7 protein-coding genes are annotated in these 15856 nt (G+C 73.2%); all 7 read right to left on the bottom strand.

The genetic code is table 11. The annotated features are described in order from the left end of the window. Window positions 1-3: 3 nt before the first annotated feature. The 7 genes from Pta02_RS20575 to leuA all read right to left on the bottom strand — a co-directional run bounded on the left by Pta02_RS20575 (window position 4) and on the right by leuA (window position 15845). Window positions 4-5844 (bottom strand): type I polyketide synthase, encoded by a 5841-nt coding sequence (locus tag Pta02_RS20575; protein WP_203876503.1) that lies wholly within the window; start codon window positions 5842-5844, stop codon window positions 4-6. Continuing rightward, window positions 5841-6812, bottom strand: a complete 972-nt coding sequence (locus tag Pta02_RS20580) for an enediyne biosynthesis protein (RefSeq protein ID WP_203876504.1) — start codon at window positions 6810-6812, stop codon at window positions 5841-5843. Before Pta02_RS20580 ends, Pta02_RS20575 begins: the two co-directional genes overlap by 4 nt. A 4-nt stretch (window positions 6813-6816) precedes the next feature. Beyond that, a complete protein-coding gene (locus tag Pta02_RS20585; protein WP_203876505.1) occupies window positions 6817-8793 on the bottom strand; it encodes a CRTAC1 family protein in 1977 nt (658 codons plus the stop codon). Continuing rightward, on the bottom strand, window positions 8790-9782 hold the full coding sequence (locus tag Pta02_RS20590; protein ID WP_239131039.1) for a DUF1702 family protein: 993 nt from the start codon (window positions 9780-9782) through the stop codon (window positions 8790-8792). Before Pta02_RS20590 ends, Pta02_RS20585 begins: the two co-directional genes overlap by 4 nt. Window positions 9783-9958: 176 nt before the next feature. Beyond that, window positions 9959-10954, bottom strand: coding sequence for a DUF1702 family protein (locus Pta02_RS20595; RefSeq protein WP_203876506.1), 996 nt, complete (start codon window positions 10952-10954; stop codon window positions 9959-9961). 271 nt (window positions 10955-11225) lie between these two features. Next, window positions 11226-14000 (bottom strand): helix-turn-helix transcriptional regulator, encoded by a 2775-nt coding sequence (locus Pta02_RS20600; protein WP_203876507.1) that lies wholly within the window; start codon window positions 13998-14000, stop codon window positions 11226-11228. 87 nt (window positions 14001-14087) lie between these two features. Next, window positions 14088-15845, bottom strand: a complete 1758-nt coding sequence (gene leuA, locus Pta02_RS20605; protein WP_203876508.1) for a 2-isopropylmalate synthase — start codon at window positions 15843-15845, stop codon at window positions 14088-14090. Window positions 15846-15856 lie beyond the last annotated feature (11 nt).

A 15856-nucleotide genomic window follows, 5' to 3' on the forward strand; every position in this document is an offset into this window, starting at 1 on the left:
GGTCTATGACCGCCCTTCGGTGAGAACCGCCACGACGACGGGGTGCTCGACGCCCCGCACGGACGTGGCCAGTGTCGCGATCCGCAGGTCCTGCGCGCCGAAGACCGTCCACGCGCCGCCTCCGCCCGGGAGCGGGGTGAGCGGGGTGAGCGGGGTGTCCGGCGGCAGGCCGGCCGCCTCCAGGCACTCGGCGGCGGCCAGGACCCGCGCACCCGCGGTGTCGGGACTCTCGCCCGTCTGCGCGGCGACCTGCCCGGCCAGCGGCGCGTATGCGCCCAGCAGGTCCCGGTGCTCCTGCTCCGGCCGGATGACGACCGGCGCGACGGCGCATCCCACGGGGCCCGGGGCCGCGACGCACAGCGTCATCCCGGGCACGTGGGCGGCCGAGACCTCCGGCCCGCCCTCGATCCTCGGTACGCCGCCGGAGCCGTGCCCGGCCCCGGCCGGGCCGGCGGGGCCGTACCCGACCTCGACCGCACGGCCGAGCGCCCGGCCGAGGCCCGCGGCGGTGTACGCCCGCTCGTCCTGCGGGTCGTCCGGCTGGTGCGGCTCGACGGCGACCGCGATCCGCTGCCCGGTCAGGTCCTCCAGCGTCCGCTCCAGGTAGGGGCCCAGCAGCGGCGCCGTCCAGGGACCGCGGCCGTCCTTCTTGCGCACGGCCTGCAGGCGCAGGCCCTCCCAGCGTTCGACGACCTCGCCGTCCGGCGTGCGCACGGCGATGTCGTAGACGTAGGCGTCGCCGTCGCGCTCGCGCTCGGCGGCGCAGTAACGCAGCCCGCCGACCGCGGCGAGGCCGGGACCGCCGGGATGGATCCGGTCGACCCCGGTGGGCAGCAGCGTGGCGTCCGGCACGCAGACCTGGTTGCCGTGCATCAGCGCGTCGCGCATGCCGGGATCGCCCAGGAGCAGGTCACCGGGGAGGAACGCGGCGAACCAGTCGCCGGTCTCCAGCGCCGTCACCTCGGCGTCGACGTGGCGCGCCGCCGCCCGATGGTAGCGGCCCAGCCGCTGGAACCGCTTGCCCTGGAAGAGCACCTCGCCGTACATCTCGGTGGCCGGGTCCAGCCGGACCGGGGGCAGCCCCTCGGCCTGCTCGGGCGGGCCGGCGGGCGCCGTCCGGCCGGTCAGGCGCAGCCGGGCCCGGAAGTGGTCCACGTCGAATCCGGTCTCCGCGCTGCGGATCGTCACCGCCAGCGTGTCGTCGTCGTCGGTGACGGTCGCGGCGACGCGCAGCGTGGTGCTGCCGTCCGGCGGCACGATGATCGGGCGCAGGAACCGGGCCTCCTCGATGACCGGCACGGTGTCCCGTCCCGTGGTCGCCAGGGCGACCTGGGCCATCGCCTCCATGCCGAACACCGCGGGGAACAGCAGGTTGCCGTCCAGGAAGTGGTCGGGGAGATAGAGGTCGGTGCCGGCGTTGACCTCGACCTCCGAGACCAGCTCCACGCCGTGATAGCGCACCAGCGGCTTGCCGACGAAGCGCAGCAGCGGCAGCTCCGGCAGGTCGCGGGCGACGGTGCCGATGCCCTCGGTGCGCCCGCTGATCACCACGACGCCGGGCGTCTGCGGATCGGCGACCAGGCGTCGCATGATCTCCACGCCCCGCTCCGCGGGGATCGGCGTGATGCCCTGCTCGACCAGCCGGTCCACGACCGACAGCCGCTCGCCCATGCCGACGTCGGACCAGACCGACCACTCCATGCAGATGCCGCGGCAGTCCGGGTGCCGTCCGGCCGCCTCGGCGGTGAGGTCGGCCAGCCACTCGTTGGCCGTGGCGTAGTGCGCCTCGCCGTGCAGGCCCGCCCGGCCGATGATGCTGCCGAAGGTCACCAGCAGGCGCAGCCCGCCGGGCCGTACCGCCTCCAGCACGTGGCGCAGGCCGTCGACCTTGGGGGCGAAGGTGCGCCGGAAGGCGTCCATGTCCAGGCTCGCCAGGCCCGCGGGCTCGTTGCGCCCGGCGCCGTGCAGCACCGCGGTCACCGGTCCGAGCTCGCGCTCGACCTCGGCGACGGCGCGGCGCACCTGCTCGGCGTCGGTGACGTCGGCCCGCGCGTAGTGCACCCTCAGGCCGGAGCCGGTCATGCGCCGCAGGTTCTCGGCGAGCTCCTCGTCACCGGCCGGATCGGAGCGGCCCAGTACGGCCAGCCGGGCGCCGCTGTCGGCGGCCACCGCGATGGCGCACTCGGCGGTGATGCCCTTGCCGCCGCCGGTGACCAGCAGGACGTCCTCGGCGCCCAGCGGCTGCTCGGTGCGCGCGGGCCGTACCGGCATCGCGCGCATCACCGGGACCCGCCGTACCCCGTCGGCGTCGTAGTGGGCCTCGGCGAAGCCGGTGGTGGCCGCGACCTCGGCCGTCACCCAGCCGACCGCCTCGGGTACCGGCGGTACGTGCACGACGGTGGTGCGCAACCGGGGGTCCTCCAGGTGGAGGGTCTTGGCCAGGCCCGCCGCGCCCCGGCCGTGCTGGACCAGGACGAACCGGGTGCCCGGCCCGCCCGCCATGGCGGCCTTGGCGCCGAGCAGCGCCTGCTCGACGTCCTCCTGCGCGCAGTCGGGGGGTAGGCACACCAGCACACCGGAACCGACCTTCCCTGCTTCGAGGGCCTCGCGCAACGGCTCGGCGATCGGGGACCCTGGCGCCGCGAAGACCTGCCAGCGCCCGCTCTCCTGCGCCGCCGCCCGTGCGGGCAACGGCCTGATGTCGAGGTCGACGGTGAAGGCCCTGACCCAGTCGGCGGCCGGGGCCACGCCCGCGGCCGCCGGCTCCCGCGGCTCGGTGGCCAGCCGGTCCAGCGCCTCGCCCAGCTCCCGCAGGCTCGCCGTGGCCAGGTTGGTGGGCGCCTGTCCCGCGGGCACGCCCAGCCGCTGGGTCGCCTGGTCGATGATGTGCATCACGGTGACCGAGCTCAGGTGCAGCTCGTCGAGCGGCCGGCTGTCCTCGGTCACCATCTCCAGGGGCAGCTCCGCGCGCTCGGCCGCCAGGTGGCGCAGCAGGTCAATGGTCGACCCCACCTGCGCCTCCTGCGGCGTCGTCCCCCCGGTCTCCGCCGCGGAGACCGGCCCGGCGGCCGGCACGGGGGAACCGGCCGCCGGGCCGCCGGGCGTGCGGGCCGCCTGCGCGACCTTCACGTCCGGGGCCTGCTCGGCGGGGCTGGCGAAGAAGGTGAACTCCTGGCCGACCTCCAGCGGCCGGACCAGCCGGCCGTGGAACAGCTCGTCGTGCGCGACGGGGACGCCCACGACGTAGGCGGCTCCGGCCACCCGCAGCAGCCCGGCCAGCGACTCGCCGTCGGTGTCCAGGGCGACCGCGGGGACCCGGGTCGCCTCGGCCGCCAGCCCGCTGAGCACCCGCCCGGGGCCGACCTCGACGAGCAGGTCCATGCCCTCGGCCGCCAGCTCCACCGCCTGGGTGAAGAGCACGGGGGCGGTGATCTGCCGGTGCAGCAGTCGCGGGATGTCGGTGCCGGGCGGCAGCGCCGCCCCGGTGACCGTGGAGACCACCCGCCCCGCGATCGGGCCGAACCGCTCCTCGGCCAGCGCCTCGGCCAGCGCCTCGGCGGCCGGTGCCACCAGCGGCGAGTGGAAGGCGTGGGAGACCGGCAGCCTGGTCCAGGTCAGCCCGGCCCGGGCCGCCGCGCGCCCGACCTCCTCCACGGCCTCGACGGGCCCGGCCACGACGGTCTGGCTGGGACCGTTGTAGCCGGCGATCACCACCGGCAGGTCGCCGATCAGGCCGGTCACGGTGCCGGGCTCCGCGCGGACGCCGGCCATCGTGCCCGACTGGCTGTGCTCGGTCATGGCCCGGCCGCGCTTGGTCGCCACCCGCAGGAGGTCCTCCTCCTCCATGGCGCCGGCCCAGTGCAGCGCCGACAGCTCGCCCAGGCTGTGGCCGACCGCCACGTCGGCCTCGATGCCGAGCAGGGACAGCGCCCGCAGCCCGGCCATGGAGTCGGTGACGATGCGGGGCTGGGCGACCGCGGTGGCCACCATGTCCCCGCCGGCCGGCAGCGCCGCCCTGGCGTAGACCTCCTCGACGTCGGCGAAGCGCCGGCGCAGCGCGCCGCCGCCGGTGCCGCGCCCCGACCCCTGGCCGGGGAACAGGAAGCCGACCCTGGCCCGCCCGGCCGCGTGACCGGCGAAGGCCTTGCCGTCGGGGGTGAACAGGCTCTCCTCCCCCGACTCCAGGGCCGACAGCACCCGCCGCAGCTGCCGTTCGGCGTCCTCGGGGGAGGACACCACGACGGCGGCGCGGTAGGGCAGGTCGCGCAGCTCGCGCTGGAGCGTGGCGGCCAGGTCCGAGAGCTGGGAGTAGGAGATCGCGGTCACGAAGTCGGCCAGCCGGGTCAGCCGCTCGCGCAGCGCCTGCGGCGAGGCCCCGTCGACCAGCAGCAGCTCCGCGTCCTGCAGCGAGGCGGCCAGCGCCCGGGTGCGGGTGGACGGGGGCCGCCGCCGGGAGGCGGTGTTCTCCAGTACGACGTGGGTGTTGATGCCGCCGAAGCCCATGGCGGTGACGCCGGCGCGCAGCGGCGCGTCGGCGGGCCACGGCTCGGCCTTGCGCAGCACGCGCAGCGCCGCCGACTCCTCGGTCAGCACCTGGTGCGGCTCGACGCAGCCGATGGTCGGCGGCAGCACCTGCTCGTGCACGGCCATCGCCGCCTTGATCAGCCCGGCCACCCCGGCCGCCGCCTTGGCGTGCCCGATCATCCCCTTGATCGAGCCGACGGCCGCGGGCGCCGCCCCGGGGTCCGCCTCGGCCCTGGCGCCGGACAGCGCCTTGAGCTCGGTGGCGTCGCCCAGGGCCGTGCCGGTGCCGTGGCCCTCGAACAGGGCGACGGTGCCGATGCCGAAGCCCGCCTTGTCGTAGGCCCGCTTCAGCGCCAGCTGGTAGCCGCTGACCTCGGGCCGGGTGATGCCGCCCCTGCCGTCGGAGGAGATGCCCCATCCGGCCACGGTGGCGTAGATCCGGTGCCCGGCCGCCACCGCGTCCTGCTCGCGCATCAGCACGATCATGCCGCAGCCCTCGCCCGGCCAGAAGCCGTTGGAGTGCCGGTCGTAGAGCCGGAAGTCGCTCTTGGCCAGCGCCCCGGTCTTGGCGAAGCCGACGATCTCGAAGGGGTCGATGGACAGGTCCACCCCGCCGGCGACGGCGACGTCGAGGTCGCCGTCGGTCAGCGCCTTGGCGGCGGTCACCACCGACAGCAGCGACGAGGAGCAGGCCCCGTCGACGGTGTAGCCGCCCCCGTTGAGGTCGAAGTGGTTGCAGATCCGCCCGGCGATGGTGTTGGACAGGCCGCCGGCGAGGGTGTCCTCGTCGATGGCCGGGAACGGGCTCTTGTAGGCGGCCTCGTAGTCGGACAGGAAGCTCGCCAGCCTGTCGTCGTCCCAGCCCTGTTCCCTGAGCGCGGCGGCGAGCGTGCGCCGGACGTACGGCCAGCGCAGCCGGAGCACGTTCGCCCTGGTGAACTCACCGGTGAGGGTGTTGCCCACGACCACTCCGGTGCGGTCCCTGGGCAGGCCCTCGGCCCCCGGGAAGCCCGCGTCCTCCAGCGCCCGGCCCGCCATGTCGAGCGCGAGCCAGTGGGTCAGGTCGGTCGAGCGGTAGGTGCTTCCGGCGATCCGGTAGGCGATCCGGTCGAACTCGTAGCCCTCGATGACCGCGGCGGTGCGCGCGTAGAAGCGGTCGGGGGTGGCCGGGTCGGGATCCCAGTAGTCCTCCAGCCTCATGCGGACGTCTGGCAGGCGGCGGAAGGCGCGGCGGCCGGCGACCGCGTTCTCCCACAGCTCCCGGGGCGAGGTGGCGTCCGGGTAGCGGCAGGCCATGCCGACGATGGCGATCCTGGTCATACCTTCGCGACCGCTTTCTCCACGGGTGCGAGCGCCTCGGAGGCCGCGGCGGTGACCCGCGCCGCCTCCTGCTCGCGGGCCTTGGCCACGATGTGCAGGGACCACAGGAACCCGCCGCGGATCAGGCAGACGATCGCGGTGGCGAAGAAGATCCCGTAGGGGATGTTCATGCCGAGCAGGACGCCGTACACCAGCGCCACCCCGCCGCCGAAGGCGACCTGCGACAGCGGCTTGGACGGGGTCGTCCCCGGGTCGGTGATCATGTAGTTGGTGAAGAGGACGAACGCGATGCCGGTCATCATCGACAGTCCGCCGAGGATGGAGATGTCGTCGATGATCAGGCCGCGGACCACCGCCTGCAGGGCGAAGCCGCCCACCCAGGCGCCGATCAGCCACATCCGGTTGGTGAGCTTGGCGTTGAGCATGGTGCCGAAGACGATGATCACCACGGGGATGAGCCAGTCGATCGGGTTGGTGACGTTCTCACTGAAGTGGTACGGCGGGGCGATGCTGGCCCAGGGGAACAGCACGAGGATGATCGCGATGCCGAAGTTGGAGGGGTTCATGAAGTGGCGCAGCCGGCCGCGGACCGGTGCCCGCAGCACCCACTTGGTGCCGACCGCGACGATGACGCCGAACATCATCACCAGGATCTGGTCGTTGACGTAGATCAGCATGTTCATCGCGATGCTGGTGATGTGCGCCGGGTAGAGGAACTCCACCAGGCCGCGGAAGCCGTTGCCGCGATAGCGGGCCGTGCGCCCCTCCGAGCGCGCCCCGACGGTCTCCAGCAGGATCTCCGTGGTGTAGCCGGTGGCCAGGGCGATGAACGGCCAGGCCCACCCCTGCTCGAATCCCAGGACCGTGTAGCCGAGGATGTTGAAGACCGTGATCGAGATGGCGAACCGGCGCAGGGCCGTGATGACCTTCTGGTCGTGGCGCGGCGGACTGATCGTTTTCTCTGCCATGCCGTCACTTCTCCTTCGCTTGTGAGCCGAGCTGCAGCCGGTGCCAGCCCGGCGTGAGCTGAAGATCCTGCTCGCGGGGCTGTCCGGTCAGGTCCCGCCAGGTCAGGTGGACCCGCAGCGGCCCGGTGACGTTCTCGCCGAGGCCGATGTGGATCTCCTTGGAGCGCTTGCCCGAGTGGCCGCTGCCGCCGTCGACGCGCCCGACGAAGGTGCGCCCGTCGGCGGTGGTCACCGTCGCCTGCGCGCCGATGACCGGTGTGCCGGCCGCGGGGAGTCCTGCGGAGGAGTCACCGGAGGAGCCCGCGGACTCGTGGGTCAGCCGCAGTCCCAGGAAGGCGCCCCGGGACGGGCTGGTGTTGCGGTAGAAGACCGGCACGTCGAACTGCCGGGCGACGGCGAAGTCGAGCAGCCCGTCGCCGTCGGCGTCACCGGTCGCGATGCCCCGGGTGGGCACCGGTACGGCCAGGCCGAGTTCCTCGGAGACGTTGGCGTAGCGCCCGTCGGCGGTCTTGGCGAAGAAGGCGAGGGTCTGGCCGCCGGCGATGTCGCTGCCGGCGTTGACGACCGGCCACGACAGCGGGCTGTGCACGACGCCGTCGTTGGCGGTGGCCAGCTCCTGCAGCTGCGCCCACCGGTTGACGCTGCCCTTGACGAACCCGGTGGCCTGAGCGATCGCCGGGGAGCCGCTGTTGTCGAAGTCGGCGATCTTGACGTCCCAGCCCCAGCCCGACCAGGCGGTGCCCAGCTGGGCGCTGCGGTCCTCCCAGGGCGCCTTGCCCTGGCTCAGCTGCGTGCGCAGGTCGGTCTTGTCCTTGGCGGTGGAGACGAACTGGAAGTTGCTCTCCTGGATGCCGTAGGGCGTGGTGATGTTGCTGACGAAGAAGTCGTAGAGGCCGTCGCCGTTGAAGTCGCCGGCGTCGGAGCCCATGCCCTTGAACGAGTCGTGCATGATCGTCTTGGACTTGGGGGTGAACGGCGTGCGGGCGCCCTCGGCCTGGGCGAACTTCAGCTTGCCCGGCGTGGAGCGGTTGTGCAGCAGGCGGTCGGGGCCGAAGTCGTTGTTCAGGAACAGCTCGGGCAGCCGGTCGCCGTCCAGGTCGAGGGAGGTGGCGCCCAGCTCCCAGCCGGTGGAGACCTCCTCCTCCAGCACGTCGTCGACCCGCTGGAAGCTCGCCGCGGGCTGCGCGCCCCCGGTCCCGCCGGTCCAGCGGAAGAAGTAGTTGCGCCCGCCGTTGAAGCCCCGGGACATGGAGTCGTTCATCTCCACGCCGCCGCTGACGGTGTCGTCCAGGACGCGCGAGCCGTCGGGGAAGTAGTTGCCGATGAAGATGTCGGAGTGGCCGTCCCCGTCGAAGTCGGCGACGGTGGCCACGTTGGTGTTCCAGATCGGCCCGGAGTAGGAGGAGCCCGGGGAGGCGGGCACCAGCTCGGTGGCCTGGAAGGCGTCGGCCGACAGCGCGGTCGCCCCGGCCTTCTGCAGGTGCAGGATGGGTGAGCGGCCCCACAGGTAGACCAGCAGGTCGGTCCGGCCGTCCTCGTTGAAGTCGCCCGGCACGCAGCCCATGGGGGCCATGGCCTTGCCCATGGGCAGGTTCCCCGAGCTCAGCGCGAAGGGCTGGTAGCGGCCCGCGCGCTCACCGGGGGTGGGGGTCACCACGGTCTGGTCGGTCCGGGTGTCGACGGTGCACAGGTCGTTGGCCAGGCCGTCGCCGTCCAGGTCGTCCATCGCGATCGCGGCGCCGACCGAGGAGATCCAGGCGTCGATCTTCTTGTAGTCCTTGTTGACCTTGCGGATCGTCTGCAGCGGGAACCCGCCCGGCAACGCGACGCTGTGCGACGCGAAGGCGTACCGCCCGGCCACGTCCTGTTTCTCGGCGGCCGAGGCGAGATAGGGGCGGCCCACCAGGAACGCGGTCACCATCAGCGCCAGGGCGAGGATTCCCGCCAGTTGCCGGCGCAACCAGCCAGCTGTCGTGGTCACGGCCTTACACCTCCAAGAGATACGAACTGGTCTGCGATGCGCTGCCGCCACATCTCGTAGGCGGGCATCCCACCGCGCACGGGCCCCGAGGGCCGGGTGTCGAGACAGATCCGCGCCGCCTGCTCGGGATCGGTCCCGCACAGGATCCGGGTGGCCACCTCGTTGTGCGGCACCAGCAGGCCGGCGCGGATGCGGGCCTCGGCCGCGAACGCGCTGCCCTGCGCGAGCTGGGGGCGGTACGGCCCGGCGCGCTCGCGCAGCTCCACCAGCTCGTCCTCGGCGCCGCCGCCCGCGTAGGTGGCGGCCAGCCCGATGCCGCTGAACAGGTCGGCGCGGCGCGAGCGGGGGAACTTCCCGGCCATCGAGGTCACCCGCTCGACGTCGGTGCCGCCGATGAACCACAGGGCCCGCCCGATGCCCTGGTCGATCGCCCGGTTGGCGTAGTGCCGGTCCTCACCCGCGGGCCACGGGAAGTGCGGGTCCCGGTACTGCCGGTTCACGTACCGGTCGGTGTGGAAGTAGGCCTGGTGGAATCCGTAGCCGTCGTGCGCCAGCCACAGCAGCAGCGGGTCGAGCGCGGTGCTCCTGGGCCAGCGGAAACGCGGCAGCCGGGCCATCGCCCAGCCGATCCCGACGTAGACCATGTAGATGTGGGCGTCCCCGCGCCCGGCGAGGAAGTCCCCGACCTTGCGGCCGCCGCCGAACGGCAGCCCGTCGAGCACCGCGAAGCCCATTCCCGCGCCCTCGTAGGCGAACCCGCGAAAGCGCTCGGGAACCCGCTCCAGGCGCTCCTCCGCCTCCGCCGGCGTCCTCGCCTCCGCCGCGAAGGCGTACCCGCGCAGGAAAGTCGCGCCGATCTCCTCCAGCAGCGCCCGGGACTCCTCGTTCTTCACGTGGAAACCGCGGTTCTCAAGTTTCGTTTCAGATACGTCAGGTGTGAGAATTCGCCTTCTCAATACACGCAGAGAATTAGTCAATTGCCTCTTCACCCCTCCGGGAACCCCTGATGCGGGGGGAAATCCAATACGAATGTATCCATACGGAACCGCGCTCGGTCCACTCTGGGAATGCTCACCGGGGAATCCTTCGGCATTTGTTTCCAAGCGTTTCCGGCAATGCTCCGCCGCCGCCGCTCCGTAAACGCGGCGACAGCGAGGGGGAATGGTTATCTCGAAATGCGGTCGGCGGTCGCGGTGAAACGCTCGCGCACGCGCCGGCGCCACAGCTCGTACGGCGGGACCCGGCCCGGGGTGCGCGGGTCGACGGCGGTGTCGTCGGCCAGGGCGACGGCGTCGGCCACCGACAGCCCGGTGAGCACGGCCGTGGCCGCCTCGGTGTGCGGCGGCACGAACCCCGCGTGGTCGCGCGCCTTGACCGCGAACACAGCGCCCTGGGCCAGCTCGGCCCCGTGCTCGCCGGCCTGCCCGCGCAGCGCGGCCAGCGCCCCGGCGTCGCAGCCGCCGGCGAACGCCGCGGCCAGGCCCACGCCGCTCCACAGGTCCGCCCGGCGGTGGGAGGCGAAGCGGCGCACGGCCGCCGCGACGTCCTGCACCTGCGCGCCGTGGATGAACCACAGGGCGCGGCCCACGCCCTGGTCCACCGCGCGCGGGAAGTAGTCCGGGGCCCCGTCCCACGGGTAGGGCCGGGGCACCTTCTGCCCGTCGACCCAGGTGCGGGTGTCGAAGTAGGCGCGGTCGAAGCCGTAGCCGTCGACCGCCAGCCAGCTCATCGTCGGGTGGTAGGGCACCCCGTCCATCTCGGGGACCGCCTTCTTCCACAGCACCCTGGGCAGGCGCGCCATGGCGAAGCCGATGCCGATGTAGGTCAGGAAGATGTGCGGCCGGCCCGGTCCCGCCATCAGGTCGCGGGTACGGTGCCCGCGCCCGCCTCCCATGGCGTCGAGGACCGTGAAGGCCATGGTCGCGCCCTCGTAGGCGAAGCCGCGCAACTCGACGTCGACCATGCTGAGCCTGCGCTCGACCTCCCACAGGTCCCGCCCGTCGATGCCCCACTCGAAGCCGCACACGACCGCCTGCGGGATCGCCTCCAGCCGCCGCACCTCCGCCGAGGGGGCGGCGGGGAAACCGCGCGCCCCGAATGTCACGTCCTTCAGGGACGGCGCCAGCACGAGCCTGCGGATCGCTCCGGGAAGCGTTGACATTGTGCCCTCCTCATCGTCCGGCAGCCATGCGTGCGGGCGCCCGTCCCGCCGGGCGCGGAGGGACCCGGCCGGAACGGCCGACGGTCACGGGAAATCGCCCGGTCGTTCGCCTTCATAAGGATGCGTCGGAGAGGAGGGATCGACTTTTCGCAAAATGCGGGGATATCCGGAATTGCAGCTGGGCCGGTCCGGCACAGCACTCGAAGAGAAACGCGGCACGGCCCCGGTCCGCGGGGCGGCGGCCCGGATATCGGGCGCGCCCGCCCTACGGTCAGATGGAGGCCTGGTCGCCGAACTCCAGCACCAGCGGCAGGTCGGCCCGCTGGCTGATGTTGAGCTTGCGGTAGGTGCGGGTCAGGTGCTGCTCGACGGTGCTGATCGTGATGTACAGCTTGGCCGCGATCTCGCGATTGGTGTAACCGGCCGCGGCCAGGACCGCGACCCGGCGCTCGGCGTCGCTCAGCACGCCGATCAGCTCGCCGGACAGCGGGGAGGAGGCCGTCCCCGTGCCGTCCGCCCGGGCCAGCGCGCCGATCATCGGCTCGGCCCGGCACTCCCTGGCCACCGCCTGGGCCCGCCCGGCGATCGTCCGGGCACGGCGGTACTCGCCGAGGGAGTCGTAGACCTCGACGAGGTCGAGCAGCGCCCGGGCCAGCTCGTACTTGTCCCCGGCCATCTGCAGGTACTCGGTGGCCTGGCGCAGCAGCGCCGGACGGCGCGCCGGTTCGGAGGTGGCGGCCAGCAGCCGCAGGGCGATGCCCTTGCCCCGGCGGGCGTCGGGACCGCACAGGTCCAGATGCGCCTGGATCAGCTGCCGGGCCTCCTCCGTCTCCCCCATCCGCAGGCACGCCTCGCCCGCGTCGGCCCGCCAGGGGATCAGCCCCGGCGTGTCGAGGTTCCAGGCGACCATCAGCTCGCCGCAGCGCTGGAAGTCGCGCAGCGCCAGCGCGAAGTACTCCGTCGCCAGGCCGTAACGGCCCCGCGCGTGCAGATAGTGCAGGCCGTACCGGGTCTGGAACATGGCCTCGGGGACCGGCCGGTCGAGGTGCTCGCGCACCGCGTCGTACTTGCCCATCGCCGTCAGCGCGAGGATCAGGCTGCTCAGCGGCCCGCCGATGGCCACCCCCCAGCTGCTCATCGGGATGCTGTCGAGCGCGAGGCGCGCGTGGTGCTCGGCGGCGGGCATGTCGCCCTGGCGGATCGCGATCTCGGCGCGGATGGCCGCCAGGCGGGCCTGCCGGCTCGGCGCCTGCCGCGAGGAGGCCTCCACGGCGAACAGGTCGCACCAGGGGGCGGCCCGGTCGCAGCGTCCGGCGTAGGTGAGCGCCAGCAGCGCGTTCTCCACGGTGTCCAGCGTCATCTCGTCGAGACGGGAGTCCTCCAGGATCCGCTCGACGGTGCTCATGCTCCCCTCGCGCGGCCCGCGGGTCAGCACCTCGGCCAGGGCCAGCGTCGACTCCAGGCGCTGGCTGACGGCCACCGAGACCATGTTCGCCAGCCCCCACTCCCCCGTCGTGCGCCGCAGGTGGTTGAGGAAGGGCGGGTAGGTGGCCCGCAGCCACAGCCGGGCCACGACGAGCTCGGCGGTCGTCTCCTGGTCGACGGCCTCCGCCGCCCCGTTGAGCTGCTCCAGCACGTCGCGCGCGTCGTCGAAGCGGCCGTGCCACAGCAGGGCCCGCGCCAGCACGACGGCGTCGCCGCCGCGCAGGCTCCCCCGGTTCATCGCCTCGGCGAGCTCGGACAGGTGCCCCTCGGGCGCGGCCGGATTGATGCGCCACTCGGCCCGCACCAGCATCGTCATGATCTTCGAGCGGTGGGTCTCGTCCGCGCACTCGCTCCAGGCGCGGCGCAGGTACGCCACCGCCGACTCCACGTGCCCGTCGCGCAGGGCGTTCCTGGCGGCCTCCTCCAGGACCGGGACGACCCAGGACGCCTCGACCGTGTCGGCGTTGAGGAGGTGCTCGGCGATCACCGACGGCGTCAGGCCCCTGGCGTAGACCAGCTCGGCCGCGCGGCGGTGCAGCTCCCTGCGGTCCCGGACGTCCATCCCGGCCAGAACGATCTCCCTGACCGCCTCGTGGCGGTAGCGGCCCGAGGCCAGCAGCCCGGCGGCGCCGAGGGAGAGCAGCTCCCCGCTGATGTCGATCGCGGGCAGGTCCAGCAACCGGTCCAGGCCCTCCGACTCCCCGAGGATCGCCAGGCCGCGCGCCACCAGCGCGGTCCTGGACCGGCCGCGCTGCAGGCACGACAGCACGGCCTGGCCGAACTGCTCGCCGACGACGACGTCGGCGGGCCGCTCACCCGCGGCGCGGACGAAGTCCTCGTGGTCGTCGGCCAGGGCGCCGGCCAGCAGGGGGTTGCCGCCGCTGAGGGCGTACCACCTGTCGGCGAGACGCTCGGTGACCTCGACGCCCGCCCTGGCGACCACCAGCGCCGCCACTCCGGTGCGCGACAGCGGCGCCAGCCGGATGCGGCGGCAGTGGGGCTGGCGCAGCAGGTCGGTCTGGAAGTAGGCGTCGGTGTAGCGACCCCGGTCGGCGTGGCCGAACACGAGCATGATCCGCGCGTTCCTGACCCGCCGGGCCAGGTACACCAGGCACAGCAGCGAGGCGCGGTCGGCGTGGTGCACGTCGTCGACGACGATCACCAGGGGATAGCGCTCCGCCAGGTCCAGCAGGACGCTGCACAGTGCGTGCACGACCTGGGCGTCGATCTGGCGCTCGGCCTCCCCGTCCATCACCGACACGGCGCGCGCGCCCTCCTCCAGCAGCGCCAGCGCCCGGTCGCGCACCGTCGTCACCAGCGGCGCGTCCTGGATCAGCTGGCGCATCACGCCCAGCGGCAGATCGCGCTCCACGCGTGATCCCGTCGCCGCGACGGCCAGGGCGCCCAGCTCGATGGCCTGCTCGGCGATCGAGCGCAGCAGCGTGCTCTTGCCGACGGCGACCGCACCACCGACCAGAGCGATCCTCCCCCGCCCCATGACCGCGTTGGCCAGGAGCTCCTCCAGGGAGGTCAGTTCCTCTTTGCGCTCGATCAGACCCATGGCCATCTCCCGTCAGGTGACCGCCTGTCTTTCGGGGCCACTCCGGCCTCTTCACCGACCACGCTAGGGGTGGCGGGCATCGGTCCCCTATCGCCCCGCTATCACCCGTCGCGGCCGGCCGGCCGGGTGCCCGGAACGGCCCGCGTGGCGCCGTTCGACCTCGGGCAGCGGCGGCGGGCCGGCGGGTGCGGCCGGGTGCCGCAGTCCCGCTCTGGCGACGGCGGCGCCGACGGCCGCCAGGGCCGCGCTCACCACGTCGCGCGCGATCCCGGCCCCCCAGAACGTCCGGCCGTCCAGGCCGCACTGGGCGTAGACGGCCACCTCCTCGCGCTCCCGGCCGGCCGGGCCCAGGTGGTGGACCACCCGGACGCGGACGCCCCGCTCGGCCAGAGCCGAGCGCACGGCCCTGACGGTGTCCGTCCGGCGGGGGCCGGGATCGAAGCCCTCGCCGTCGATGTGCAGGGCCGTGACCGTCCCGGCGGCCTCGGGGAACGCGGGGATGTCGGCGGAGGCGACGGCGTACTCGCGCAGGAAGGCGTCCCTGATCCGGTCGGGCGCGATCTCCCCGCCCTCGGCGTCCGCCAGCGCCTGCACGTGGCGGGCGAACTCGATCTGCAGCGCCCGGGGCAGGTCGAGGCCGTACCGCGCGCTCATCAGATAGGCGAGACCGCCCTTGCCCGACTGGCTGCTGATCCGCACGATGGCCTCGTAGGTGCGCCCCACGTCCTGCGGGTCCAGCGGCAGGTACGGCATCCGCCACGGCATCCGGGACGGGTCGGCCCCGGTCCGGGCGGCCTCCCGCTCCACGGTGTCGAACCCCTTCTTGATCGCGTCCTGGTGCGAGCCGGAGAAGGCGGTGTAGACGAGGTCGCCGCCGTAGGGGTGGCGGGGATGGACCGGGATGCCGTTGCAGTACTCGACCGTGCGGCGGACGTGGTCGATGTCGGAGAAGTCGATGCCGGGGTCGACGCCCTGGGTGTACAGGTTCAGCCCCAGGGTCACCAGGCAGACGTTGCCCGCCCGCTCGCCGTTGCCGAACAGGCAGCCCTCGATCCGCTCGGCCCCCGCCAGCAGGGCCAGCTCCGCCGTGGCGACCCCGGTGCCCCGGTCGTTGTGCGGGTGCACCGACAGGCAGACGTGCTCGCGCCGGGAGAGGTTGCGGTTCAGCCACTCGATCCGGTCGGCGAAGACGTTGGGGGTGGAGCGCTCGACCGTCGTGGGGAAGTTCAGGATGATCGGGCGGCCGGGGCCGGGCTGCCAGAGGTCCATGACCGCCTCGCAGACCTCCAGCGCGAAGTCCGGCTCGGTGTCGGAGAAGTGCTCGGGAGAGTACTGGAAGCCGAGGTCGCACGTGCCGAGCAGGCGCTCGGCGTACTTCATCATCACCTGGGTGCCGTGGACGGCCATGTCCTTGCACTCGTCGCGGTCCGTCCCGAACACCGTCCTGCGGAAGTACGGGGAGGTGGCGTTGTAGAGGTGGACGGTGGCGCGCGGCGCGCCGCGCAGGCTCTCCACGGTGCGCTCGATCAGCTCGTCGCGGGCCTGGACGAGCACCGAGACGCGCACGTCGTCGGGGATGCGGTCCTGCTCGATGATCATCCGGACGAAGTCGTGGTCGTCGCGGCTGGCCGCGGGGAACCCGACCTCGATCTCCTTGTAGCCCATGGCCACCAGGAGGTCGAACATCACCAGCTTGCGCTCCGGGCTCATCGGCGCGGCCAGGGCCTGGTTGCCGTCGCGAAGGTCGGTCGAGAGCCAGCGCGGGGCCGCCGTGACGGTGGCGGCCGGCCACGTGCGGTCATCGAGCGGGACCGGGGGGAAGGCGGCGTAACGGCTGGTGTCCATGGTCGGGTCCT

It is taken from the genome of Paraplanobispora takensis, assembly GCF_016863195.1.
GTDB lineage: Bacteria > Actinomycetota > Actinomycetes > Streptosporangiales > Streptosporangiaceae > Planobispora > Planobispora takensis.